At 69.8% G+C, this 22,496-nt stretch carries 21 protein-coding genes; 1 reads left to right on the top strand and 20 read right to left on the bottom strand.

All coding sequences use genetic code 11. The features are described from left to right. The 20 genes from HRL41_RS03470 to HRL41_RS03375 all read right to left on the bottom strand — a co-directional run. Positions 1-744, bottom strand: a 744-nt coding sequence (locus tag HRL41_RS03470) for a DNA translocase FtsK 4TM domain-containing protein (RefSeq protein ID WP_172135556.1), incomplete at its 3' end; no start/stop codon positions are given. A 126-nt stretch (positions 745-870) separates the two neighbouring features. Next, positions 871-2,778, bottom strand: coding sequence for a ribonuclease J (locus HRL41_RS03465; RefSeq protein ID WP_172135555.1), 1,908 nt, complete (start codon positions 2,776-2,778; stop codon positions 871-873). Positions 2,779-2,880: 102 nt separating this feature from the next. Then, a complete protein-coding gene (gene dapA, locus HRL41_RS03460) occupies positions 2,881-3,780 on the bottom strand; it encodes a 4-hydroxy-tetrahydrodipicolinate synthase (RefSeq protein WP_165173933.1) in 900 nt (299 codons plus the stop codon). Positions 3,781-3,903: 123 nt separating this feature from the next. Then, positions 3,904-4,674: a 4-hydroxy-tetrahydrodipicolinate reductase gene (gene dapB, locus HRL41_RS03455; protein WP_216662485.1), complete on the bottom strand. Its 771-nt coding sequence runs from the start codon at positions 4,672-4,674 to the stop codon at positions 3,904-3,906. Between the two features lie 346 nt (positions 4,675-5,020). After that, positions 5,021-7,252, bottom strand: coding sequence for a polyribonucleotide nucleotidyltransferase (locus HRL41_RS03450; RefSeq protein ID WP_172135553.1), 2,232 nt, complete (start codon positions 7,250-7,252; stop codon positions 5,021-5,023). A 171-nt stretch (positions 7,253-7,423) separates the two neighbouring features. Continuing rightward, positions 7,424-7,711: a 30S ribosomal protein S15 gene (gene rpsO, locus HRL41_RS03445; protein WP_165056592.1), complete on the bottom strand. Its 288-nt coding sequence runs from the start codon at positions 7,709-7,711 to the stop codon at positions 7,424-7,426. 261 nt (positions 7,712-7,972) lie between these two features. Next, positions 7,973-8,737, bottom strand: a complete 765-nt coding sequence (gene recO, locus HRL41_RS03440) for a DNA repair protein RecO (protein ID WP_172135552.1) — start codon at positions 8,735-8,737, stop codon at positions 7,973-7,975. 6 nt (positions 8,738-8,743) lie between these two features. Continuing rightward, the gene (locus HRL41_RS03435) at positions 8,744-10,801 is read right to left on the bottom strand and encodes a PASTA domain-containing protein (RefSeq protein ID WP_172135551.1); all 2,058 of its coding nucleotides are present in this window, start codon (positions 10,799-10,801) and stop codon (positions 8,744-8,746) included. Positions 10,802-10,989: 188 nt separating this feature from the next. Beyond that, the gene (gene era / locus HRL41_RS03430; protein WP_172135557.1) at positions 10,990-11,916 is read right to left on the bottom strand and encodes a GTPase Era; all 927 of its coding nucleotides are present in this window, start codon (positions 11,914-11,916) and stop codon (positions 10,990-10,992) included. Between the two features lie 51 nt (positions 11,917-11,967). Beyond that, complete coding sequence (locus HRL41_RS03425) at positions 11,968-12,513, bottom strand: diacylglycerol kinase family protein (RefSeq protein WP_172135550.1); 546 nt, start codon at positions 12,511-12,513, stop codon at positions 11,968-11,970. Positions 12,514-12,522: 9 nt separating this feature from the next. After that, complete coding sequence (ybeY, locus tag HRL41_RS03420) at positions 12,523-13,068, bottom strand: rRNA maturation RNase YbeY (RefSeq protein WP_172135549.1); 546 nt, start codon at positions 13,066-13,068, stop codon at positions 12,523-12,525. 21 nt (positions 13,069-13,089) lie between these two features. Beyond that, the gene (locus HRL41_RS03415) at positions 13,090-14,055 is read right to left on the bottom strand and encodes a PhoH family protein (protein ID WP_172135548.1); all 966 of its coding nucleotides are present in this window, start codon (positions 14,053-14,055) and stop codon (positions 13,090-13,092) included. Positions 14,056-14,283: 228 nt separating this feature from the next. Further along, complete coding sequence (mtaB, locus tag HRL41_RS03410; RefSeq protein ID WP_172135547.1) at positions 14,284-15,516, bottom strand: tRNA (N(6)-L-threonylcarbamoyladenosine(37)-C(2))-methylthiotransferase MtaB; 1,233 nt, start codon at positions 15,514-15,516, stop codon at positions 14,284-14,286. Further along, a complete protein-coding gene (locus HRL41_RS03405; protein WP_172135546.1) occupies positions 15,516-16,355 on the bottom strand; it encodes a 16S rRNA (uracil(1498)-N(3))-methyltransferase in 840 nt (279 codons plus the stop codon). Before HRL41_RS03405 ends, mtaB begins: the two co-directional genes overlap by 1 nt. Before the next feature lie 70 nt (positions 16,356-16,425). Continuing rightward, complete coding sequence (gene dnaJ / locus HRL41_RS03400) at positions 16,426-17,565, bottom strand: molecular chaperone DnaJ (RefSeq protein ID WP_172135545.1); 1,140 nt, start codon at positions 17,563-17,565, stop codon at positions 16,426-16,428. A 119-nt stretch (positions 17,566-17,684) separates the two neighbouring features. Beyond that, positions 17,685-18,734: a heat-inducible transcriptional repressor HrcA gene (hrcA, locus tag HRL41_RS03395; protein WP_172135544.1), complete on the bottom strand. Its 1,050-nt coding sequence runs from the start codon at positions 18,732-18,734 to the stop codon at positions 17,685-17,687. Positions 18,735-18,962: 228 nt separating this feature from the next. After that, positions 18,963-20,075 (bottom strand): radical SAM family heme chaperone HemW, encoded by a 1,113-nt coding sequence (gene hemW / locus HRL41_RS03390; RefSeq protein WP_172135543.1) that lies wholly within the window; start codon positions 20,073-20,075, stop codon positions 18,963-18,965. Further along, positions 20,065-21,036, bottom strand: a complete 972-nt coding sequence (gene dusB / locus HRL41_RS03385) for a tRNA dihydrouridine synthase DusB (protein ID WP_172135542.1) — start codon at positions 21,034-21,036, stop codon at positions 20,065-20,067. Before dusB ends, hemW begins: the two co-directional genes overlap by 11 nt. A 9-nt stretch (positions 21,037-21,045) precedes the next feature. Beyond that, complete coding sequence (locus HRL41_RS03380) at positions 21,046-21,243, bottom strand: hypothetical protein (protein ID WP_172135541.1); 198 nt, start codon at positions 21,241-21,243, stop codon at positions 21,046-21,048. A gap of 115 nt (positions 21,244-21,358) precedes the next feature. Further along, entirely contained in the window at positions 21,359-22,024 is a 666-nt protein-coding gene (locus tag HRL41_RS03375) for a DNA-3-methyladenine glycosylase (protein WP_172135540.1), read from the bottom strand. A gap of 287 nt (positions 22,025-22,311) precedes the next feature. Here HRL41_RS03375 and HRL41_RS03370 point away from each other — a divergent pair, with 287 nt between their 5' ends. Beyond that, entirely contained in the window at positions 22,312-22,491 is a 180-nt protein-coding gene (locus HRL41_RS03370) for a type II toxin-antitoxin system HicA family toxin (RefSeq protein WP_172135539.1), read from the top strand. Positions 22,492-22,496: the final 5 nt, after the last annotated feature.

Below are 22,496 nucleotides of genomic sequence, written 5' to 3'. Positions count from 1 at the left end.
AGCGTCGCGCCTGCGCGAGCCGCGTCCGCGCCGCACGCGCGCGAAGGGGGGCGCGGCCACCACCCCGTCGCGCTCCTCGGCCGCAGCCGCCTCGGCGGCGGCGGCGTGCGCCTCCCGCTTCGCGCGGATCGTCTCGATGAGCTTCGAGATGGAGAACCCGATGATGATGCCGCCGATGAGCATGACGCCGGCGAGGATCACACACGAGATGACCTGGCCGAACAGCGTGAGCCCCACCCAGGCGATGCCCGCGCCCACGTACCCGCCGTGGCTCGTGAGCGCCCCCTCGGCGAACAGCAGCGCCAGGTTGTCGCCGTTGACGCCCGAGATGGGCGTGAACAGCGCGATGAAGCCGAGCAGCGCCACGAAGATCACCATGAGGCCGCACGCCACGCGCACGGGCACGCGCTCGCGCTCGAAGCGCACGAGGAAGGTGACGCCGACGGCGGCGAGGACCGCGGGCAGCACGTAGCAGCCCACGCCGAACACGAGGTGCACGCCACGCGAGATGAACGAGGTCACGATGCCCTCGCCGCTCGGAGAGAGCACGGCGGCGAGCAGGAGCACGACGGCGAGCAGGATGAACACGACGCCTGCGATGTCGCGGCGCGCGCGGTCGTCGAGCACGTGCGCCGCGGGCTCAGGCGGCGCGCTGCGGCGTGCGGCGGCGCTCTTGCGGCCCTGCGCGGTGTTGCGGGCCTGCTTCTTCTTGGTAGACTGCGTTGATGCTGGTTGACGGGCCACGCCCAAGCTCCTTCGTGCTGTGTTTGCGGTTCGATTCAGATGGATGGTACGACGTGAGCGGCTCGCAAGGCAAGCCGCTCAACATGCGTGGACATATAGTATAGGGGATGCGCGCAGATGCGTGCGCTACACCTCCAACAGGTTCACGATCACCATAGGGCGCTGCTTGGTGCGCTCCCACAGAAGCGACAGCAGCGAGTCGCGCGCCACCTTCCGCACGCTCTTCGCGTCGCCGTCCTTCGACAGCGCGCGGCGGATGGCGTTGCCCACCACGCTGACCATCTCCTGGTTGAGGTAGTAGTCGTCGCCGCCGGTGATGCCGTGCATCTCCACCTGCGGGCTGCCGACGAGGTCGTGGCGCTTGAACGACACGGCCGCGGCCACGCTCGCGAAGCCCTGGTTGCCGAGCGCGTTGCGCTCGTCGAGCACGTCCTGGGAGGTGTCGCCGACCGACAGGCCGTCCACGTAGACGATGCCGGACTGCACGCCCTCCCCCACCTCGATGCCGCGGGCGGACAGGACGAGCGAGTCGCCGTTCTCCATCACGAAGATGTTCTCGGTCGGCACGCCGGTGGCCTCGGCCAGCTTGGCGTGCGCGCGCAGGTGCGTGGCCTCGCCGTGGACGGGCATGAACGCGTGCGGCTGCACGATGGTGAGCACGATCTTGAGCTCCTCGGCCCCGGCGTGGCCCGACACGTGCACGCGCGCGCGGCTCTTGTCGTACACGTCGGCGCCGATCTTGGCGAGCGAGTTGATCACGCGGGTGACGGCCTTCTCGTTGCCGGGAACGGGCGTGGCCGAGATGATGACGGTGTCGCCGCGCTCGATGTCGATGGTGCGGTGCTCGCCGTTGGCGATGCGCGCGAGGGCCGAGAGCGGCTCGCCCTGGCTTCCCGTGCACATGATGACCACCTGCTCAGGCGGGATGCCCGACAGGTCGTAGGCGTCGATGAGGTCGTTGTCGGAGATGTTGAGGTAGCCGAGGCGGCGCGCGATGTCGGTGTTCTGGATCATCGAGCGGCCCGTGACCACCACCTTGCGGCCGTTCGCCACCGCCGCGTCGCAGATCTGCTGCATGCGGTGGATGTGGCTCGCGAACGACGCGATGATGACGCGCCCGCGGGCCTGGCTGATGATCTGCGCGAGGGACTTGCCCACCTCCGCCTCCGACGGCGTGAAGTTTGCGTTCTGCGCGTTGGTGGAGTCGCTCATCATGAGGTCGACGCCGATCTCGCCGAAGCGCGCGAGCGCCGCGAAGTCGGTGTGCACGCCGTCGATGGGCGTCTGGTCGAGCTTGAAGTCGCCCGTGTGCAGCACGTTGCCGGCCGGGCTCTGCAGGAACAGCCCCACGGCGCCCGGGATGGAGTGGTTCACCGCGAAGAAGTCCACCGTCATGCAGCCGAGCTTGACCTCGTCGCCCGGCTTGATCTCGACGAGCTTGGCGTTCTTGATGCGGTGCTCGGCGAACTTGCCCTCGATGAGCCCGAGCGTGAGCTTCGTGGCGTAGATGGGCACCGTGCGGTCGAGGTCCTTGAGCAGGTACGGGAGGCTGCCCGTGTGATCCTCGTGGCCGTGCGTGATGACGATGCCGCGCAGCTTGTCGGCGTTCTCGAGCACGTAGGTGTAGTCGGGCAGGATGAGGTCGATGCCCGGGTGGTCGTCATCGGGGAACATGAGCCCCGCGTCGTCGAGGATCATGTCGCCGTTGCACATGAAGGCGGTCATGTTCTTGCCGATGGCGTCGAGGCCGCCGAGCGGGATGATCTCGAGGCGCGCGTGCGGGTCCTTCTTGTGCGACGAGAACGCTCGGCGGGCGTCGGCGCGCTGGCCTGCGCCCTTGCTCGCCTCGACGCCGTCGCGGGTGAGCTGCGGGCGCTTGCGCTCGAGGTTGACGTGCTTGTACGAGCTCGTCCTCTTCTTCGCGTTGCGCCCGCCCTGCGAGCCTTGGGAGCGCTGCGCGTTCTTGCGGTTGCCCTGGGTCGCGGCGGCCTGGCCCTGCGCCGGCGCGTCCCCTTCTCTTCTTTCCTTTGCCATGTATCTCCTTGGTGTCAGATGACGTTTCCTATCAAAACGCCGGCCCGAGCGTGGCCGAGCCGGCGTCGCGTCCCTTTATGCGCTGCGCCTCGCCCCGCAGGCTCAGGCGAGCACGCCCACCTCGCGCATGATGGAGGCCAGGCGCGCCGACTGCTCGGGCGTGGCGTCCACGAGCGGCAGGCGCACGCCGCCGACGGGGAAGCCCGAGAGCTTGAGCGCCTCCTTCACGAGGATGGGGTTCGAGGTCTCGAACAGGCCGTTCATGAGCGGCAGCAGGCGCTCGTTGGCCGCGGCGGCCGCCTCGAAGTCGCCCGCCGCGCACAGGTCCACGATCTCCTTCATGCGCGCGGGCGCCACGTTGCCGATGGTGGAGATGACGCCGACGCCGCCGAGCCTCATGATGTCGAAGGTGGCCGAGTCGTCGCCCGAGTAGACGTCGAAGCCCGCGGGCGCCTCGTCGATGATGCGCTTGATCTGCTCGAGGTTGCCCGACGCCTCCTTGATGGCCACGACGTTGTCGCAGTCGTTCGCCAGGCGCAGCGTGGTCTCGGGCGTCATGTTGATGACGCAGCGGCCGGGGATGTTGTACAGGATGATGGGCAGCTCGACCGCCCGGGCGATGGTGCTGAAGTGCTGGTAGAGGCCCTCCTGCGGGGGCTTGTTGTAGTAGGGCACCACGCACATGAACCCGTCGACGCCGGTTGCCTGGACGTCGTGCGCGAAGTCGACCGTGTCGGCGGTGCAGTTGTCGCCCACGTTCGCGATGACGGGCACGCGCCCGGCCACCGCGGACACCACGGCGCGGAAGAGCTCCATCTTCTGCGGGTAGAACACCGTCGGGCTCTCGCCCGTGGTGCCGTTGATGATGAGCGCGTCTGCGCCGCCCTCAACGAGGCGGTCGGCCAGCGCGCCGGCGCGGTCGAGGTCGAGGTCGCGGTTCTCGTCGAACGGGGTCACCATGGCCGGGATCATGCGGCCGAAACGGGGTTCACCTAAAGACATGAAGTTCTCCTCACTTGCCTTGCTGCGTATTGCGCTCATTATCGCGCAACGGCGCGCGCATGCGCCATCACGCGACGAACAACTGGTTGATATTGTGCCACGACTGTTCGCGTTTCGCAGGCGTTACGCCATGAAGTTCTCCAAACCAACAATCAGGCCGCGACGAGCGCCCACGCTGCGGATGCCGAGGAGCACGCCGGGCATGTAGGAGGCGCGGTCCCACGAGTCGTGGCGGATGGTGAGCGTCTGGCCCATGGAGCCGAGCACGACCTCCTGGCTGGCGACGTAGCCCATCGAGCGCACGGAGTGCACGGGCACGCCGTCGACGAGCGCGCCGCGGGCGCCCTCGGCGCCGGCGATCTCGGTCTCGGCGCCGGGGGCCTCGCTTGCGCGCCCGCCGCGGGCCTCCGAGATCATCTGCGCGGTGCGCACGGCCGTGCCCGAGGGCGCGTCCTTCTTCTTGGCGTGGTGGAACTCGATCACCTCGGCCTCGGGGAAGTAGGGCGCGGCGGCCTTCGCGAACTGCATCATGAGCACGGCGCCCGTGGTGAAGTTCGGCGCGTAGAACAGGCACGCGTCGCCCGCCGCGCGGCCGGCCAGCTCCTCGAGCGTCGCGTTGTCGAGGCCGGTGGTGCCCACCACGCAGTTCACGCCGCGCGGCAGGGCGGCGGCGAGGTTGCCCGCCACCACGGAGGGCTGCGTGAAGTCCACGAGCACGTCGACCTCGTGTGCGTCGAGCGCCTCGTCAACCGCGGCGTAGACCGGGAAGTCCGCCGCGTCTGCGGCGTGCGGGTCGATGCCGCAGACGACCTGCATGTCGTCTGCGGCGCGAACGGCATCGCAGACGGCCGAGCCCATGCGGCCCGCGCATCCGGCAACAGCAACTTTGATCATCATGTCTCCTTCGATTGCGTCGTTTTCATGCAAGAGGGGAAGTCTCGTGAGCCCCGTGCAGAATCCTCAAGGCATTTTGGCAGAAATCTTCAGATGTTGGTCAAAATCAGGGTCCCGCGCCTGCGCGCGGGATCGCGTTGTCGCGCGCGAGAAAAACTGACCTGCAAAAACACATGAAGACGGGAGCCATCTCCCGCAAATGCGCCCCTCCGTCGACGAATGAGGGGCAAATATCTGAAGATTTCTGCCAAAATCCCGCGGAAAATCTGCACGGCGCTCTCAACAGCAGCCTCAAACAGCGACGCGGGAGCCGCAAAGGCTCCCGCGTCAGCGCGTCAGGCTCTCCTTACGCGTCGTTGCCGTGGCGGCGGCGCGGGGTGCGCGTGCCCTGGCCCGGGCGCGGCTTGTCGCCCTTGGGGGCGCGCTCGCCGCGACGCTCGCGCGGGCGGTCGTCGCGCGCCGGGGCGCTGCCAGCCGGCGCGTCCGGCTTGTCGAGGCGGTCGAGCGAGATCTTGCCCGTCTTGGCGTCCACCTCGAGGACCTCGACCTTCACGACGTCGCCGAGGTTGAGCACGTCCTCCACCTTGCCCACGCGCCCGTTGGCGACGCGCGAGATGTGCAGCAGGCCGTCCTTGCCCGGCGTGAGCTTGACGAAGGCGCCGAAGTCCTTGATGCCCACGACCTCGCCCTCGTAGACCTCGCCGACCTCGGGCTCCTTCACGATGCCGAGGATCATGGCCTTGGCGGCCTCCATGGAGGTGCCGTCGGTGGCGCCGACGTGGATGGTGCCGTCCTCCTGGATGTCGATGGACGCGCCCGTCTCCTCCTGGATGCCGCGGACGACCTTGCCGCCGCTTCCGATGACGTCGCGGATCTTGTCCACGGGGATCTTGATGGTCTCGATGCGCGGCGCCGTCTCGCGCATCTCGGCGCGCGGCTCGGCGATCTCGGCGAGCATGGCGTCGAGGATGAACGCGCGGCCCTCGTGCGCCTGCTTGAGCGCGCGGGCGAGGATGTCGACCGACAGGCCCTTGGCCTTGTTGTCCATCTGCAGCGCCGTGATGCCCTTCGACGTGCCGCACACCTTGAAGTCCATGTCGCCGAGGAAGTCCTCGATGCCCTGGATGTCGGTGAGGATGACGACGTCGTCGCCCTCCTTGATGAGGCCCATGGCCACGCCGGACACGGGGGCGCTGATGGGCACGCCGGCGTCCATCAGCGCGAGCGTGGAGCCGCATGTGGAGGCCATGGAGGACGAGCCGTTCGACTCGAGCACCTCAGACACCACGCGGATGGCGTAGGGGAACTCGTCCTCGGTGGGCAGCACCGGCAGGATGGCCTTCTCGGCGAGGTTGCCGTGGCCGATCTCGCGGCGCTTCGGGGCGCCCATGCGGCCGGTCTCGCCCGTGCAGAACGGCGGGAAGTTGTACTGGTGCATGTAGCGCTTGCCCTCTTCAGGCCAGATGGTGTCGAGGCGCTGCCACTCGTTGAGCATGCCGAGGGTGCACACGCTCATGACCTGGGTCTGGCCGCGCTGGAACAGGCCGCAGCCGTGCACGCGGGGCAGGTACCCCGGGACGATGTGCAGCGGGCGCACCTCCTCGGGCGCACGCCCGTCGACGCGCTCGCCCGTCTCGATGATCATCTTGCGCATGGCGCGCTTCTCGAGCTTCTTGAGGGCCGCGGCGATGTCGCTTCCCCAGGCGGCGCGCTCGTCCTCGGTGAACTCGGTCTCCTTGACCTGGGCCTTGAGCTGCTCCACCTTGCCCATGCGGGCGAGCTTGTCGGCGTCCTTGAGGGCCGCGGACATCTGCTCGAAGTAGGGCTCGATGCGCTCGGCGACGCAGGGGTCGGCGGCGTGGATGACGTAGTCCATCGGCGTGGGGCTCACCTTCGCCAGGAACTCCCTCTGCTTCTCGCAGAACGCGGCGATGGCCTCCTGGCCGAACGTCATGGCGGCGAGCATGTCCTCCTCGGAGATCTCATGCGCGCCGGCCTCCACCATGGAGATGTAGTCGGCGGTGCCGGCGATGGTCAGCTCCAGGTCGGACGCGGCCTCCTCGTCGACGGTGGGGTTCACCACGAACTCGAGCTCGCCGGTCTCCTCGTTTCGGATGCGCCCGATGCGCACGCAGGCCGCCGGGCCGTCGAACGGCGCGCCCCCGACCAGGAGGGCCGCCGAGGCGGCGTTGACGGCGATGGTGTCAGGCAGGTGCTGGCCGTCGCACACGAACGGCGTGACCACGATGTGGACCTCGTTCTTGTACCCGTCCGGGAAGCCCGGGCGGATGGGGCGGTCGATCATGCGCGCCGTGAGCGTGCCGTGGTCGGACGGCTTCGTCTCGCGCTTCAGGTACCCGCCGGGGATGCGCCCCACGGAGTACATCTTCTCCTGGAAGTCCACCGTCAGCGGGAAGAAGTCGTAGTCGCGCTCCTGCTTGGACACCACGGCGGTCACGAGCACGGTGGTGTCGCCGCAGGTTGCGAGAACGGCGCCGGTGGCCTGCTTGGCCAGCTCGCCGGTCTCAAGTCGGTATTCCTTGCCGTACAGCTCAAAGGATTCGACGATCTTGGTCATGTTTTTTCGTGTCTTTCTCTTCACCTCGCGCGCCTCATTGCGCGTGAGCTTCTTCGAGGGGCGGCTACTTACCTTCACCGCGCCTCTCGAGCAAAGCAGCCCCACTGGCAGCTTCGACCGACTCAACAAACACAGGGCCCGCAAAGCTTGCGGGCCCCGATGCTGACGCGATTAGATGTTGTCGCGAATGCCGAGCTTCTTGATGAGCGCGCGGTACTCGTCGATGTCGCGCTGCTTGATGTACTTCAGCAGGCCGCGACGCTTGCCGATGAGCATCATCAGGCCGCGACGGGTGTGGTTGTCCTTCTTGTGCACCTTGAGGTGCTCGGTCAGGTTGCGAATGCGCTCCGTGAGGATGGCAACCTGCACCTCGGCGCTGCCGGAATCGCCCTCGCCCTTGCCGAACTCCTTGACGAGCTCTGCGGTGCGCTCCTTGCTGATGCTCAGTTTGTCAGCCATGTCTCCACCTTTCGTGTTCGTGCGGGCCTCATCGCCCGTGCCTTACGGCATGTACGTGTCCCGTCAGATCTGAGCGAGCAAGAGGGTGGCCCATGCAGGCTAAGGTCAGACGAGCTGCGCCTGTGCACAGCTTTTCTAGTATACGACAGCGACACCTCAAAAACAAGGGGAAATCGAAGGGATCGGAGCAGGAGCCGCGCCCGCTCTCGCGCCCGAAGTCGCGCCGCCCCTCCCCGAAGGCGTCACGCCGCGAGAACAGGCTCAGAGCAGGCCGCAGGTGAGGAGGAACTGGACCGACTTGAGGCGAACGCCGAGGTGGGCGGCGGCCCAGGCCTGGCAGAGCTGGAGCAGGTCGACGCCGGCCTGGGCGGGCGCGTCCATCTGCTCGATCTGGGCGAAGGTGGAGGCGATGAGCGCGCACGCCCAGGCGCGGGTCTGCTCGGGCAGAAGCGTCGTCTGGACGCGGGACGCGCAGCGCGCGCACACCACGCCGCCGTCGGGGGCCGAGAAGCGCACCTGCCCCGCCGCCGGCTCCGCCGGACTCCCGCACGCCACGCACGCCTCCAAGCTCGGGCGCAGGCCGGCGAGGGAGAACGCCTTCAGCAGGTGGGCCGCCGTGATGATGGGGACCTGCGCCACGCTGGCGCGCGCGAGCGAGTCGAGCGCCACGCCGGTGGCGGCGAAGAGGCGCGGCGCGCAGACGTGCTCGAGCGACACGCGCTCGACGAGCTCGGAGGCGCACGCGGCCCCGGCGGCGCGCTCGACGCTCGTGCGCAGCGCGTCGCGGCCCTTGACGAGGCGCGCCTCCTTCACGACGTCGAGGCTCCGGCCCCGCGCGCACAGAAGGTCAACCTCGCTGTAGAGCTCGAGGCGGCTCGCGAACGAGCTGCGCGGCTTGCGCGCGCCCTTCGCCACCGCGCGCAGCTGGCTGCCGTCCTCGGCGAGCAGCGTGAGGATGAGGTCGCTCTCCTCCAGCTTCGTCTTGCGCAGGACGAGCGCGCGGGCGCGGTAGGTGGGCGCGGCCACGGCCGATCAGGCGCCCTGCTTCATCACGGGGCTCGTCGACACGATGTTGTCGTCATCGTCCCAGGTGATGGTGCCGGTGAGCGTGGCCTGCCCGTTCGGGTTCTCGATGGCGATGCCGAAGATGAACCCGACCTCGACGCCCTGGATGCTGAAGCTCACCGTGTCGTTGCCGACGTAGGCCAGCTCGAGCGTGTTCGGCCTGGTGTTGTAGACCTTGTCCGCGTAGGTTATCACCGGCGAGTCGGTGAAGAACGCGCGCGTGAACTCGATGAGGTCGGTCGAGCGGTTGTGCGCCACGTAGAGCGTGACCGTCGAGCCCGAGGGGAGCTTCGTGCCCGCCGCCGGGTCGGTGGAGACGGCCGTGCCCTCGGGAAGCTCCTCGGTGTTGTGCGGGGCCGTGGTCACCTCGTAGCCCTCGGCCTCAAGCGCGCTCGTCGCCTCGGCGGTGGTCTTCCCCTCGACCGCGGGCACCGTGTAGGCCTGCGCGACCTCCACCCTGACGGGCTCTGACGCCTTCGCGCGCGTGCCCGGCTCAGGCGTGACCGACAGCGCCGTGCCCTCGGCCTCGTTCGACTTCACGAGCACGTACTCGACGCGCTCGAATCCCTCTTCGGCCATGAGCTTCTCCACCTCGGCCTGCGGCTTGCCGGCGACCTCGGGGATGCTGCGCGCCGTGGCGACGCGCAGCGTGATCTCGCTGCCCTTGTCGGCGCGCTCGCCCGCCGCCGGGTCGGTCTCAATCACGAGGCCCTCGACCTCGTCGGACTTCACCTGCGTGGTCATGGTGGCGAAGCCCTTCTCCTCAAGCAGGTAGCGCGCGTCGGCCTGCGACTTGCCGGCGACGTCGGGGACGACCTTGCCGCCCCAGAGCTCGGCGCTGTAGGTGCCGAACGCGATGGCCGCGCAGACGATGACGCAGGCGACGACGATGCCGGCGATGACCGACGTGCGGGGACGCGGCCGCGCGGCGGAATCGCCGGGGGCGTCAGCGTGGCCCGCAGGCGCGGAGCTGCGGGGCTCGGACGGCTGGCCGGCATGGCCGGCGGACTCTGACTCGGCGTGCTCGGGCTCGGGGGAAGGCGCAGACGCGGCCTCGGCCGAAGCATCGGGCGCGCTTTCCGCCGGGATCTCAGGCGCGGTCGCCGTCTCGGGCGCGGCTTCGGGCGCGACCTTGGCCTCGGGATCGGAGACGGCCGCGGGCTCGGGCTCGGGCTCGACGGCGGGCAGGTCGTCAAGCGCGGGGGGCGCGCCCGACGCAGCGACGGCCCCTTGCTTCTGCAGCTCCTTGGCGCGTCTTGCCTGCTCGCGCTCGAGCTTGCGCTGCGCCCGCCGCTGCCGGCGCGCCTCCTTGCGGTCGACCTCGGCGCGGAAGGAGGTGGCGCGCGGCGCCGGGTCCTCCTCGATGCGCGGGATCTCCATGGTGTCGCCGGCGCGACCCGACGACGAGGGCGGCACGTAGCTCGAGTCGACGAGGCGCTCGAGCCCCGAGAGGTCGGCGGTCACCTCGGCCGAGATGCCCTTGGGGCCGAACATCGCGCGCGCCTCGGCGAAGGGGGTGTCAGGACGGACGTCGGAGGACGCGGGCTCCTTGGCGCCTGCGGAAGGCGCGCCGTCAGCGGCGGGTCTCGCGGGCTCGGCGATTGCGGGGATGTCAGGCTTCGCGGGCGCTGCGGACGTGCGCGCCTCGGCGGGCGCGGGAGCCTCAACAGGTGCGGAAGCCTCCAGCTTGGGCTCTGACGCCGCCGGCTCGGGCGCGTCCTCGATCGTGATGTCGGGCACCGACACGATGGCCGGCACCTTGATGACGGGCGGCACGGCGTCGCGCAGCGCGCGCACCTCGCCGAGCGCCTCGGCGATCACCTGGTTGGGGGCCGCGTCAGCCGGCGCCGGCGCGTCGGCCGCATCGGATGCGGCTTCCCCGGCGCAAGCAGCCTGCGCACTCGCGGCGGCGGCTTCCTCTGCTGCGGCCGCCTCCTCGACGGCTGACGCGCGCAGGTCGAACCCGCACTCGTCGCAGAACTTGGCCTCGGCGCGATTCTCGGTTTTGCAGTTAGGGCATATCATGAAAGGGTTCTCCTCGTTACGGCTGCGCCCATTATAGCCAAAAAGAAACCCCACATGAATTTCGTTGCCAATTCACATCAAGTTCACCTGCGAAAAGGACGCCCGAGGGCGACGCTCGGCGGCGGAGGAGCCCCGCGGCGGCGCCCCGCCGCCCGCATCGCGCGCCGCACGTCGAGCGGCGGGCGCGCTTACAGCCCCTCGCCGTAGCCGAAGCGGCGGATCTGGTTGGCGTCGCGCCGCCAGTTCTTCTTCACCTTCACGCGCAGGTCCAAGAACACGCGCGTGCCCAGGAGCTGCTCGAGGTCGCGCCGCGCCTCGGTCCCGATCTGCTTGAGGGCGCTCCCCCGCTTGCCGATGATGATGCCCTTCTGGCTGTCGCGCTCCACGTAGACGATGGCGTAGATGCGCGTCAGGTCGGTCTTGCGCACGTACTCCATCTCCTCGACCACCACGCCGATGGCGTGCGGCACCTCGTCGTGGAAGCCCCGCAGGATCTTCTCGCGGACGAACTCGGCGATCATGACCTCGAGGGGCTGGTCGGTCTCCATGTCGGGCGGGAACCACGCGGGGCCCTCCGGCAGGAAGTACGTGACCTCCTCCACGAACGCCTCCACGTTGTAGCCCGTCTCCGACGACAGCGCCACCATGGCGTCCCAGTCGGCGAGTCCCTCGGCGGCCTCGCGCTGGGCGGCGATCTGCGCCTCGGTCGCCAGGTCGCACTTCGACAGCACGCAGATCTTCCTCGCGCCGCGCGCCGCGCGCACCTGCTCGGCCACCCACGCGTCGCCGCGCCCGATCGGCGCCGAGGCGTCGATGAGCATGGCCACCACGTCGACGTCCTCGAGCGCCTTGATGGCCGAGGTGTTGAGCTCCTCGCCGAGCGCGTCGTGCGGCTTGTGCAAGCCGGGCGTGTCCACGATGATCATCTGGAAGCCCTCGCGCGTGAGCACGGCGCGGAAGCGGTGGCGCGTGGTCTGCGCGGTGTCCGAGGTGATGGCGATCTTCTTGCCCATGACGGCGTTCAGAAGCGTCGACTTGCCCGCGTTCGGACGGCCGACGAGCGTGACGAAGCCCGACTTGAAGCCGTCGGGCAGGGCGTCGGGCGTGCCGCCCATGGGGTTCTCGGCGAAGAAGGCGTCCAGGTCCATGTCAGTTCTCGTTTCTCGTTAGAGGATGAGCGCGCAGAGGCGCGGCAGGAACACGATCGCGGCCACGACGAGCGAGGCGCCCGCCGCGAGGTACACCGCCCCGGCGGCGCAGTCCTTCGCGCGCTTGGCGAGCTCGTTCCACTCGGGTGACACCAGGTCGACCACCGACTCGACGGCCGTGTTCACCACCTCGAGCGCCATGACGAGCGCAATGCAGACCACCACGGAGAGCCAGCCGGCCTCCGAGATGCGAAGCGCAAAGCCGAGCGCCACGGCGAGCACGGCGAACGCGCTGTGGATCTTGAGGTTGCGCTGCGAGGTGAAGGCGTAGGCGATGCCCTCCCACGCGCAGGAGAACGCGCGGAAGAGCGTGAAGCGCGTGCGCGCGCTGGCGCGGCTGTCGGCAGCGTGGCGCACGAAGCGCGACTCGTCGGGGGCGCTGGAGGTATTGCGGGCGTCGGGGGCGCTGACGCGCGACGGCGCGGCCTGCGCGGCGGGAGCCTCGGATGCGCCCGCGCGGGAAGGCGCGCCCGACGCGTCAGGTATGTTCGGCTGGCGGGACATGCGCGCTCCTCAGTGGTCGCCGCGGACGCGGATGGTGTCGTCGCGCACGTGGCGCACGCCCTCGTGCCCCGCGTCGGCCCACAGCCCCAGGATCTCGCGCTCGCGCGCCTCCATCTCCTCCGCCTCGTCGTCGGCGATGTGGTCGAAGCCGGCGAGGTGGAGGAGGCCGTGCACGAGCAGAAGCGTGACCTCGCCCTCGAAGGTGGTCCCGTACAGGTCGGTCTGGCGGCGCGCCACGTCGGGGGCTATGACCACGTCGCCGAGCTCGAAGGGGAGCTCGTCGCATGCGGCGCCCGCCGCGCCGTCGGGCGGAAGCAGGGCCTCGTAGAACGCGTCATCCGCGCCGTCGCACTCGAACGACAGCACGTCGGTGGGGCCGGCCTTGCCGCGGAACTCCTCGTTCAGCGCGGCGATGGCCTCGTCGGTGACGAAGCTCACGGACACCTCGGTGCTCTCGGGCATCTCCTCGGCTTCGAGCACGAAGCGCACGAGCTCCTCGACGGGCAGCGCGCGCAACTCGTCAGCACAATGGGCGTAGTCGACGTAGATCTCCATGGGGCTCCTCTCCGCCTTGCCTCAGGACCGGCTCGCCGCGGAGGCCGCCCGGTCGTAGGCCGCCACGATGGCGGCCACGAGCGAGTGGCGCACGACGTCCTTGCCGGTGAACGTGCAGAACGCGATGTCGTCGACGCCCTCGAGGATGCTGCGCGCCCGCGTGAGGCCCGAGGCCCCGCGCGGCAGGTCGATCTGCGAGGCGTCGCCGGTGATGACCATCTTCGAGCCGAAGCCCAGGCGCGTGAGGAACATCTTCATCTGCTCGGGGGTGGTGTTCTGCGCCTCGTCGAGGATGATGAAGCTGTCGTTCAGGGTGCGCCCGCGCATGAAGGCGAGCGGCGCGATCTCGATGGTGCCCGCCTCGATGAGCTGGTTCACGCGCTCGGCGTCGCACATGTCGAAGAGCGCGTCGTAGAGCGGGCGGATGTAGGGGTCGACCTTCTCGGTGAGGGTGCCGGGCAGGAAGCCGAGGCTCTCCCCCGCCTCCACGATGGGGCGCGTGAGGATGATGCGGCCGACCTCCTTGCGCTTCAGCGCCGCGACCGCCATGGCCATGGCCAGATACGTCTTGCCCGTGCCGGCCGGCCCCATGCCGAAGGTGATGGTATGCGCGCGGATGGCGTCGACGTAGCGCTTCTGCCCCGTGGTCTTCGGGCGCACGGCGCGCCCGCGGTACGTGAGCAGGACGTCCTCGCGCAGCGCCGTGGGCGAGAACTCCGCCGTGCGCATGAGGTCGAGCGCGTGGCGCACGTACGCGGCGTCGGGCACGTCGCCGCCCTTCACGAGCTTGACGAGGTCGGAGAAGATGGCGGTGAGCGACTGCACCTCGACGGGGTCGCCGACGAGCGAGATGGCGTTGCCGCGCACGGTGATGCGCGCCTCGTAGGCGTCCTGCAGCGTGCGCAGGATCTCGTCGGCCTCGCCGACCACGAGCGCCATGCTCACGCTGTCGGGGATGGTGAGGGTAATCTGTGTCTGATCGGTCATGCGGCTATTGTAGCAGAGCGCGGGGCCAAACAGTCCCGGGTGGCGCCTCGGGAGCCCGGGCAGAGCTCAGTCGCTCGGACAGTCCTGCTCGCACGGAAGCGCCGCTGGCGCTTCCGGCTCGTGCGGAACTCGCTTGGTGAGCACCGCCCGGGCTCCCGAGGCGCCGGGTCCCCTGCGACATCACTAAAACCAAGGGATATAAGAAGAACCTTTTTGGACTGCATGATGTTAGAGCTTCACTTGGATCAGGGCGCCGGGCTTTGCGTTGGCGGGGGCGGTGGTCTCGTGGTAGCTCTCGGTCATGGCGCGGCCGGATTCCTCCACGAGCGCGAGCTCGCTGGTGCCGGCGCGTCGTGCCCGGTCGGCGGCGCGCAGCTCGTCGGAGAGCGCGCGCAGGCGGGCGGCGCGCGCTGCCTTCACGGGCGGCGGCACCTGGTCGGCGCGCGCGGCGGCGGGCGTGCCTGCGCGCTGCGAATAGGGGAACACGTGGATCTTGCTGAACGCGCAGGCGCGGGCGACCTCGAGCGTCTCGGCGAACTCCCCCTCCGTCTCGCCGGGGAACCCCACGATGACGTCGGTGGTGAGCGAGAGCGCGGGCACCTGCGCGCGCAGGCGGCCCACGAGGCCCTTGAACTCCTCGGCGGTGTACGGGCGGTCCATCTCGCGGAGCACCTTGGTGCTGCCCGACTGCAGGGGCAGGTGCAGGTGGCGGCAGACGCGCCCGTCGGCGCGGGCGAGCAGGCTCGCGAAGCCGTCGTCGACGTCCATGGGCTCGACGGAGCTCACGCGGAAGCGACACGGCGGCTCGCCGGGCTCATGCAGGCGCGCGGTGGCGGCGAGGAGCTCTTCGAGCAGCGCGGCCAGGCCCTTGCCCTCCCAGCGATACGAGCCGAGGTTGATGCCCGAGAGCACGATCTCGCGCACGCCCGAAGCGGCGAGCGCCACGACCTCGGCGAGGACCTCGGGTGCCGGCCGGCTCGTCGCGCGCCCGCGCGCCACGTGCACGATGCAGTAGGTGCACGCGTTGTCGCAGCCGTCCTGCACCTTCACGCCCACGCGCGTGCGCGAGGAGAAGAGCGCGAGGTCAGGCTCGCAGGCCGCGCTCGCCTCCGCAGCTGCGGCGCCCGCGCCCGCGTGAGCGGCGTCGGCGAGCCACAGGCCCATGCCGGCCTTGGGGACCACGCTCACGCGCGCGTCCATGGACGAGAAGGCGTCCTCGTCGATGGCCGCGGCGCAGCCGGTGACCGCCACGCGGGCCGACGCGTTGGCCCGCAGCGCATGGCGGACGGCCTTGCGCGTCTTCTTGTCGGCCTCGGCGGTGACCGTGCACGTGTTCACCACGATGAGGTCGGCCTCCTCCTGCGGGGCCTCCACGCCGCCCGCCGCCAGAAGGAGCCGCTCGAAGCCGTCCGACTCCACGCGGTTCACCTTGCACCCCAGGTTGACCACGGCGAACCGCATCAGAGGCCCCCCGCCCCGAGCGCCTCAGACGCCCCGAGCGCGCCGCCCGCGTTGCCCATGCCGCCGAGCTCGTAGAGGACGAGCGCCGGCGCCACGACGCCGGCCGTCTCGGTGCGCAGGATGGACGGCCCGAGCGACACGAGGCGCGCGCGGGGGTTGCACGAGAGCAGGCGCTCCACCTCCTCGGGGGCAAGGCCGCCCTCGGGGCCCACCACCACGGCCACGCGCGCGTCGGCCGCCACGGCGCAGCCCGCATGCGCCAGCGCGTCGGAAAGCGCCGCGCGCATCGTCGCCGTCTGGGGCGCCTCCTCCCAGCACACGAGCACGGCGGTGGCGTTCGCCAGAAGCTCGCACGCCTCGGGCAGGCCCAGAGGCTCGCTCACCTCGGGCACCGCGCGGCGTCCCGCCTGCATGGCGGCGCTCTTCGCGACGGCCTGCCAGCGGCTCCGCTTCGCAGCGGCCTTCTTGGCGTCCACCTTCATCACCGAGCGCGCGCACCTCAAGGGCACGAAAGCCTCGACGCCCACCTCGGTGGCATGGCGGATGACCGTCTCCATCTTGTCGCCCTTGGCGAGCCCCTGGAGCAGGATCACGCGCGGGCCGTCGTCAGGCGCGTCGAGGCGCCGCGCGATGCGCACGAGCGGCATCGCGTCGTCGAAGGAGACGACCTCGCACTCGAAGTAGTCGCGCGCCGCGTCCACCACGGCGACGTGCTCGCCGGGCGCGAGGCGCAGCACGCGGGCGTGGCGCGCGTCGTCGGGCGCGAGGCGCAGCGGGAACACCGCGGCGCCTTCGTCGGCGAGCACCTGGTCATCCAGGAAGAACTGGTGGAGGGACAAGGAGTCTCCTTTGCAACGGGAGGAAGGCGAGCGCCGCTGGCGAGGCCAGCGGCGGCCGGGGTCCTTCAGGCTAGAACATGTCGCGGAGCTTCTGCAGGGGCGAGCGGGCCTCCGAGACGTCCTCGCCCATCTCGTCGGCGAGCTCCTCGAGGATCTCGCGCTCGCGCTTCGAGAGGCGGCGGGGGATCTCCACCTCCACGTGCACGTACAGATCCCCGCGCGCGTCCGAGCGCAGGCGCGGCATGCCGAAGCCCTTGCAGCGGATGACCTGGCCGTTCTGCGTCCCCTCGGGGATGCGCACCGGCACTTCCTCGTCGTCGAAGATGCCGTCGACCTCGATCTCGGCGCCGAGCGCCGCCTGGACCATGGGCACGCTCACCTGCACGTGCAGGTCCTCGCCGTCGCGCTCGTAGAACTCATGCGGCTGGATGCGCACGGTGACGATGAGGTCGCCCGCCGCCGCGCCCTGCATGCCGGCCTCGCCGAAGCTCGACACGCGCAGCTGCTGGCCGTCGCGGACGCCCGCGGGCACCTCGACCGACACCTTCTGGCGGTCGGGCACGCGGCCCTGGCCCTCGCACTCCGGGCAGGGGTTCTCGATGGACGAGCCCGTGCCGTGGCACTTCGGGCACGTGGAGGACGACTGCATGTCGCCGAGGAAGGTGCGCTGCACGGTGACCACGCGGCCCTTGCCGTTGCACTCCGGGCACGTGACCTCGCGGCCGCCCTCGCCGAGGCCCGAGCCGTCGCAGTCGGGGCACGGCGCCAGGCGGTCGTACACGATCTCCTTCTTCACGCCGCGCGCGACCTCCTCGAGCGTCAGGCGCAGCCCGATGCCCATGTCGCGGCCCTCCTTGCGCACCGTGCGCCCGCCCCCGGCGCTCCCGCCGAAGAAGGTGGAGAAGATGTCGCCCATGCCGCCGAAGCCGCCGCCGAAGAGGTCCTCGAAGTCAACGTAGCCGCTGCCGCCGCCGTACGGGCTCGAGCCCGCGGCGCCCGGGATGGTGCCGAAGCGGTCGTACTGCGCGCGCTTGTTCGCGTCGGAGAGCACGTCGTACGCCTCGTTGAGCTCCTTGAACTGGTCCTCCGCGTTGGGGGCCTTGTTCACGTCGGGGTGCAGCTCGCGCGCCTTGTGGCGAAACGCCTTCTTGATCTCAGCCTCGGAGGCGTCCCGCGAAACGCCGAGCACCTCGTACAAGTCTTTAGCCATGGGTTCGTAATGCCTTTCTGTCACCTATCTCGAACGCGCGGCCCCGAAACCGGCCGCGCCTTGTTACCTTGCTGCCCCGAGGGGCCTCCCCCGCCGTCGCTCTCGCCCGCGCCTTCGCCTCACTCGTCCCTCAGCACGTGCTGGGCCGCCCGCACGGCGCGGATGACGCGCGTGTAGTCCATGCGCGTCGGGCCGATGACGGCGACGATGCCCTCGCCCTCGCCGCGGCCGTAGGTGCTTGCGATCACCGACACGCCGGAGAGCTCGACGGCCGCGTTCTCGCGCCCGATGCGCACCATCACGTGCTCCCCCTCCGCGCCGGGCACGTCGTCAGGCGCCTGCGCGGGCTCCGCGGGCGCGGACGCCTCGTCGAACACGTGCAGGAGCACGGAGTCGTCCTCGAGCACCTGCACGAGGGGAAGGAGGGCGCTCGAGCTGCTGAACTCGGGCTTGCGCAGAAGCGAGCTCATGCCGAGCCGGTGCGCCCGCCCGATGTTGTTCTCCTGCAGACACGCGATCACCTCGTCGAGGATGAGCTGCACGAGCGGGTCGCGCAGGGCCTCGTAGGTCGGCGCGTCGAACCCCTCGCGCAGCTCGCGCACCGACTTCCCGGCGAACAGGCGCCCGAGCAGGTTCTGCACGCCGGCGAGCTCGTCAGGCGTGACCTCCTCGGCGAACGCGACGCTGCGGTTCGCCACGCGGCCGTCCTCGGCCACGATCACGATGAGCGCGCGGTAGTTCGACAGCGAGATGAGCGAGAGCTGGCGGATGTGCGCGGAGAACGACGGCGCCATCACGATGGAGAGGCAGTCGGTGAGGCGCGCGAGCGCGGCCGAGGTCTGCTCCATGAGCGCGTCGAGCTCGCTGGCGCTCGCGCGCAGCTCGTCGACGATGTCGCGGTGGGGGTGCTCCTCGGCGGCGAGGCCGTGGCTCAGAAGCTCGTCGACGAAGGCGCGGTAGCCCGCGTCGGTGGGGATGCGGCCGGCGGAGGTGTGGGGCTGCGTGATGTAGCCCGCGTCCTCGAGGGCGGACAGGTCGTTGCGCACGGTGGCCGGGCTCACGCCGAGCTGATAGCGCTCGGTGAGCGTGCGCGACCCCACGGGCATCGCCCGCTCGACGTACTCCTCGATGAGCGCGCTCAACACGCGCTGCCGCCTGTCGGATAGCACGGCACTCCTCCTTCGGCGCTTGGCCGCCTTCCGGCCTTCTGCCTTCTCCTCTCCTGCCTGCGGGCACGTGGACGCAGGCCGCGCAGCGCAAGCTCTCGCAGCATTTTAGCAGCCTCGGCCCCCGAGTGCTAAACGATTGGAGGGAACCGCCGAAAATTCAACGCAAGCGCCATAATGCGCAGAAGCGCGGCGCGGCGATGCGCGCCCGGCGCCTCGGGCGTGGCTGCGCTACGTGGCGAGGTCGAAGATTCGCCCGTAGAGCTCGTTGCCGCACAGCCAGCCGCGGCTCGTGGGACACCAGCGGCCGCCTTCGTGCACGGCCAGGCCGTCGCGCGCAAGGCCCTCGAACACGCCGCGCGCGGCGGGCAGGAGCGCCGAGGCGCGCGCCAAAAGCTCGTCGCTCACGCCGCGCGACATGCGCATGCCGAGCATGAGGTCCTCGGCGAGCATCTGCGCGGGGTTCAGGTCGTCGGTCACCTGGCCGTCCTGGCGCCGCATGCGGCGCGTGGCGTTCTGCGTCATCGTGGCGGCCGACAGCCCGAGCCCGAGGTAGGGCTTCCCCGTCCAATAGGCGGTGTTGTGCCGGCTCTCGAAGCCCTCCCGCGCGTAGCTCGCCACCTCGTAGCGGTGAAGGCCCGCGCCTTCGAGCACCTCCGCGGCAGCCTCCATGTGCTCGGCCTCCACGTCGTCGTCGGGCTCCACAAGCTCGCCGCGCATCACCATGCGCGCGAACGGCGTGTGGTCCTCGATGGTGAGCGGGTACACGCTCACGTGCGTGACGCCGAGGCGCACGGCCTCCTCCGCGCTCGCGCGAACGTCCTCGGCGGACTGCCCGGGCAGGCCGCACATCACGTCCACGCTCACGTTCTCGAAGCGCGTGAGCGCGGCGTCGACGGCGCGTCGGGCCTCGTCAGCCGTGTGCGCGCGGCCGAGCACGCGCAGCAGGCGGTCGTCGAAGCTCTGCACGCCGACAGACAGCCGGTTCGCGCCGAGCGCCCACATGTCGCGCACGAGGCGCTCGTCAAGGCTCTCGGGGTTGCACTCGACGGTGCACTCCACCTCAGGCGTGAGGTGCATCGACAGCCCGAGCGCGTAGAGCAGCTGCGAGAGGTGGCGCGACCCCACGTGGCTCGGCGTGCCGCCGCCGACGTACACCGTCTCCACGCCCGCGAGCTCGCCCTGCTTGCCCGCGCGGCGGATCTGCATCACGAGGTCCTCCACGTAGCGCGTGATCTGAGGGTCGTCGGCGGGCATGGCGCGCGTGGCGAAGTCGCAGTACAGGCAGCGGCTCACGCAGAACGGCACGTGGAGGTAGAGCGCCTGGTACGGGTCATAAGGCATGTTCGCTCGCAATCTGCTCGAGCTCGTCGAACACGCGGCCGAAGTCCTCGAGCGTGGTGCAGTAGTTGATCTTGCCGCGCGCGGCCGCGGCGCCGGGAAGCCCCGCCACGTACCACATGGCGTGCTTGCGCATGCGCACGATGTTGCGCCCCTCGCGGCACGCGAGCAGCGCGGCATGGCGCCTCGCCATGGACAGGCGCGCCGCCACGTCGGGGCACGCGGGCTCCGCCTCCCCCGCCAGCGCGGCCTTCACCTGGGAGAACAGCCACGGGTTGCCCTCGGCGCCGCGGGCAACCATCACCGCGTCGCAGCCGGTGGCCGCGCGCATGCGCGCCGCGTCGGCGCCTGAGCGGATGTCGCCGTTGCCCACCACGGGGATGGACACGGCCTCCCTCACGCGCGCGATCGCGCCCCACTCGGCGCTGCCGCGGTAGAGCTGGGCGGCGTAGCGCCCGTGCACGCAGACGGCGTCGGCGCCGGCGTCCTCCATGCGCCGCGCGAACTCGGGCGCGGTCTCCTCGCCTTCGTCCCAGCCGCGGCGGAACTTGCAGGTGACGGGGTGCGAAACCGCGGCCTTCACCGCGCGCACGATATGGGCCGCCACGTCCGGGGCCTTCATGAGCGCGCTGCCGTCGCCCTTGCTCACGATCTTGCGCGCGGGGCAGCCCATGTTGATGTCGAGGTACGCGAGCGCCTCGCCGAGCTCGTCCTCCACCCAGGCGGCCTGGCTCGCCATGGTGTCGGGCTCGTGGCCGAACAGCTGCACGCCCACGCTCCTCTCGCCTGCGGCCAGCGCGAGCAGATGCCGCGTCTTCTCGTTGGCGTACGAGAGCCCCTTCGCCGACACCATCTCGGTGAAGGCCAGGTCGGCCCCCTGCTCCAGGCACAGCGTGCGAAACGCGACGTCGCTCACGCCCGCCATCGGCGCCAGCAGCACCTCGTATTTGCCGAACAGAGCCATGTGGGCGCCCTAGATCGAGGCGCCGCTGCCGATTGAGCCGACGATCACCACGAACGCGGCTACGAGAACCACGGCGATGGCGACGATGACCGCGAGCGCGCACCCCGCGCCGCGCATGCCGCGGGAGCGGGCGCGGTCAAGCTCCTCGGCGCACTTCTTCTCGTCGAAGGGGTCGTTGAGCCAGTCGTATTCCCGGGTGCTCTTCATGGGTCTCCTTGTCGCTTTCGCCGTCGGTTTCACCAGAGACTGTCAGGGTACCCCAAATCGCGTCCTCCGTGCCGAACCTGCGCAGAATCACCCCGAAACACCGCTTGCTGGCGCGTCAGCGCCCCTTCGGGGCGTAGTCGCGGTCGTATCCGGGGACGTCCATGTGCGATATCTGCCAGAAGTACAGGCTCGCGACGGTGCAGTAGGGGCTGAAGCGCCGGCGGTACTTCTCGAACAGCTCCCTGCTGACGTCGCGGTGGTGGTAGACCATGCGGATCCCGCGGTGTATGCCGACGTCGTCGAAGGCGAACACGTTCATCCTGTTCATGCTGAAGATCAGGACCATCTCCGCCGTCCACCTCCCGACGCCCCTCAGCGACGTGAGCGCCTTGACGGCCTCCTCGTCGCCCATGCGCGCCAGCGCGTCGAGGTCGAACTCGCCTGATCGGACCGCGTCGGCGAAGGACTTGATGTAGCCCGCCTTGCGAAACGTCATGCCGCAGCTCTGGAGGGCGTCAACGCTCAGGGCGCCGACGGCCTCGGGCGTCACGGGGTCGCCGACCTTCACCGCGAGGCGGCCGAGGACGGTCTTGAGCGCCGACGTCGAGATCTGCTGGCCGACGATGCTCTTCACGACCGAGGCGAACACGTCCCCGTCTGCGGGACGGCGGATGCTGCCGACGGCCTCGATGGCCAGCGCCAGCTTCCTGTCCTTCGACATCAGGTACGCGGTTGCCGCGGCGTCGTATCGGACGAAGCCCAGCTCATCGCAGCTGTACATCACGCGCCCTCCTTTCAAGGTGAAATAAGGGTAGTTTACGCGCCCCTTTGCGCAGGAGCCAGGCAACGCGAGGAATCCGGCTTGTCGAAGATGCGAGAGGCTGTTCTTGGGCTGCTTCCCGGAAGGAATGCGAGCGCTTTTCGGAACCAAAGTCCATGGCCGTCCTTCCTCAATGCTCCCTGTCTGCAAAAGCTGCCGAAGCCTTGCTGCTCCTGACACGTCCCCTTGCAATAATTGTTACTATTAGTTATAATTATAGTCCCCGGAAAGGAGGCGAGGAGATGCCGATGACGGCAAGAGAGGCAGCGAGGCTCACGAGAAAACTGGGAGGTCGCTTCGTGAGGCACGGCGGGAGCCACGACATCTACGCCAACGCCGCCGGAGAGGAGTTCCCCATCCCTCGCCACCCCGGCGACCTGTCGCCGAAAGTCGAGCAGAGCATCAAGGAAAAGCTCGGGCTACGCTAACGGCC

It is taken from the genome of Adlercreutzia sp. ZJ473, assembly GCF_013185065.1.
In the GTDB taxonomy this organism is placed as follows: Bacteria; Actinomycetota; Coriobacteriia; order Coriobacteriales; family Eggerthellaceae; genus CAAEEV01.
Note: the sequence above shows the minus strand (reverse complement) of the source record. Positions and strands in the feature narration are given on the sequence as shown.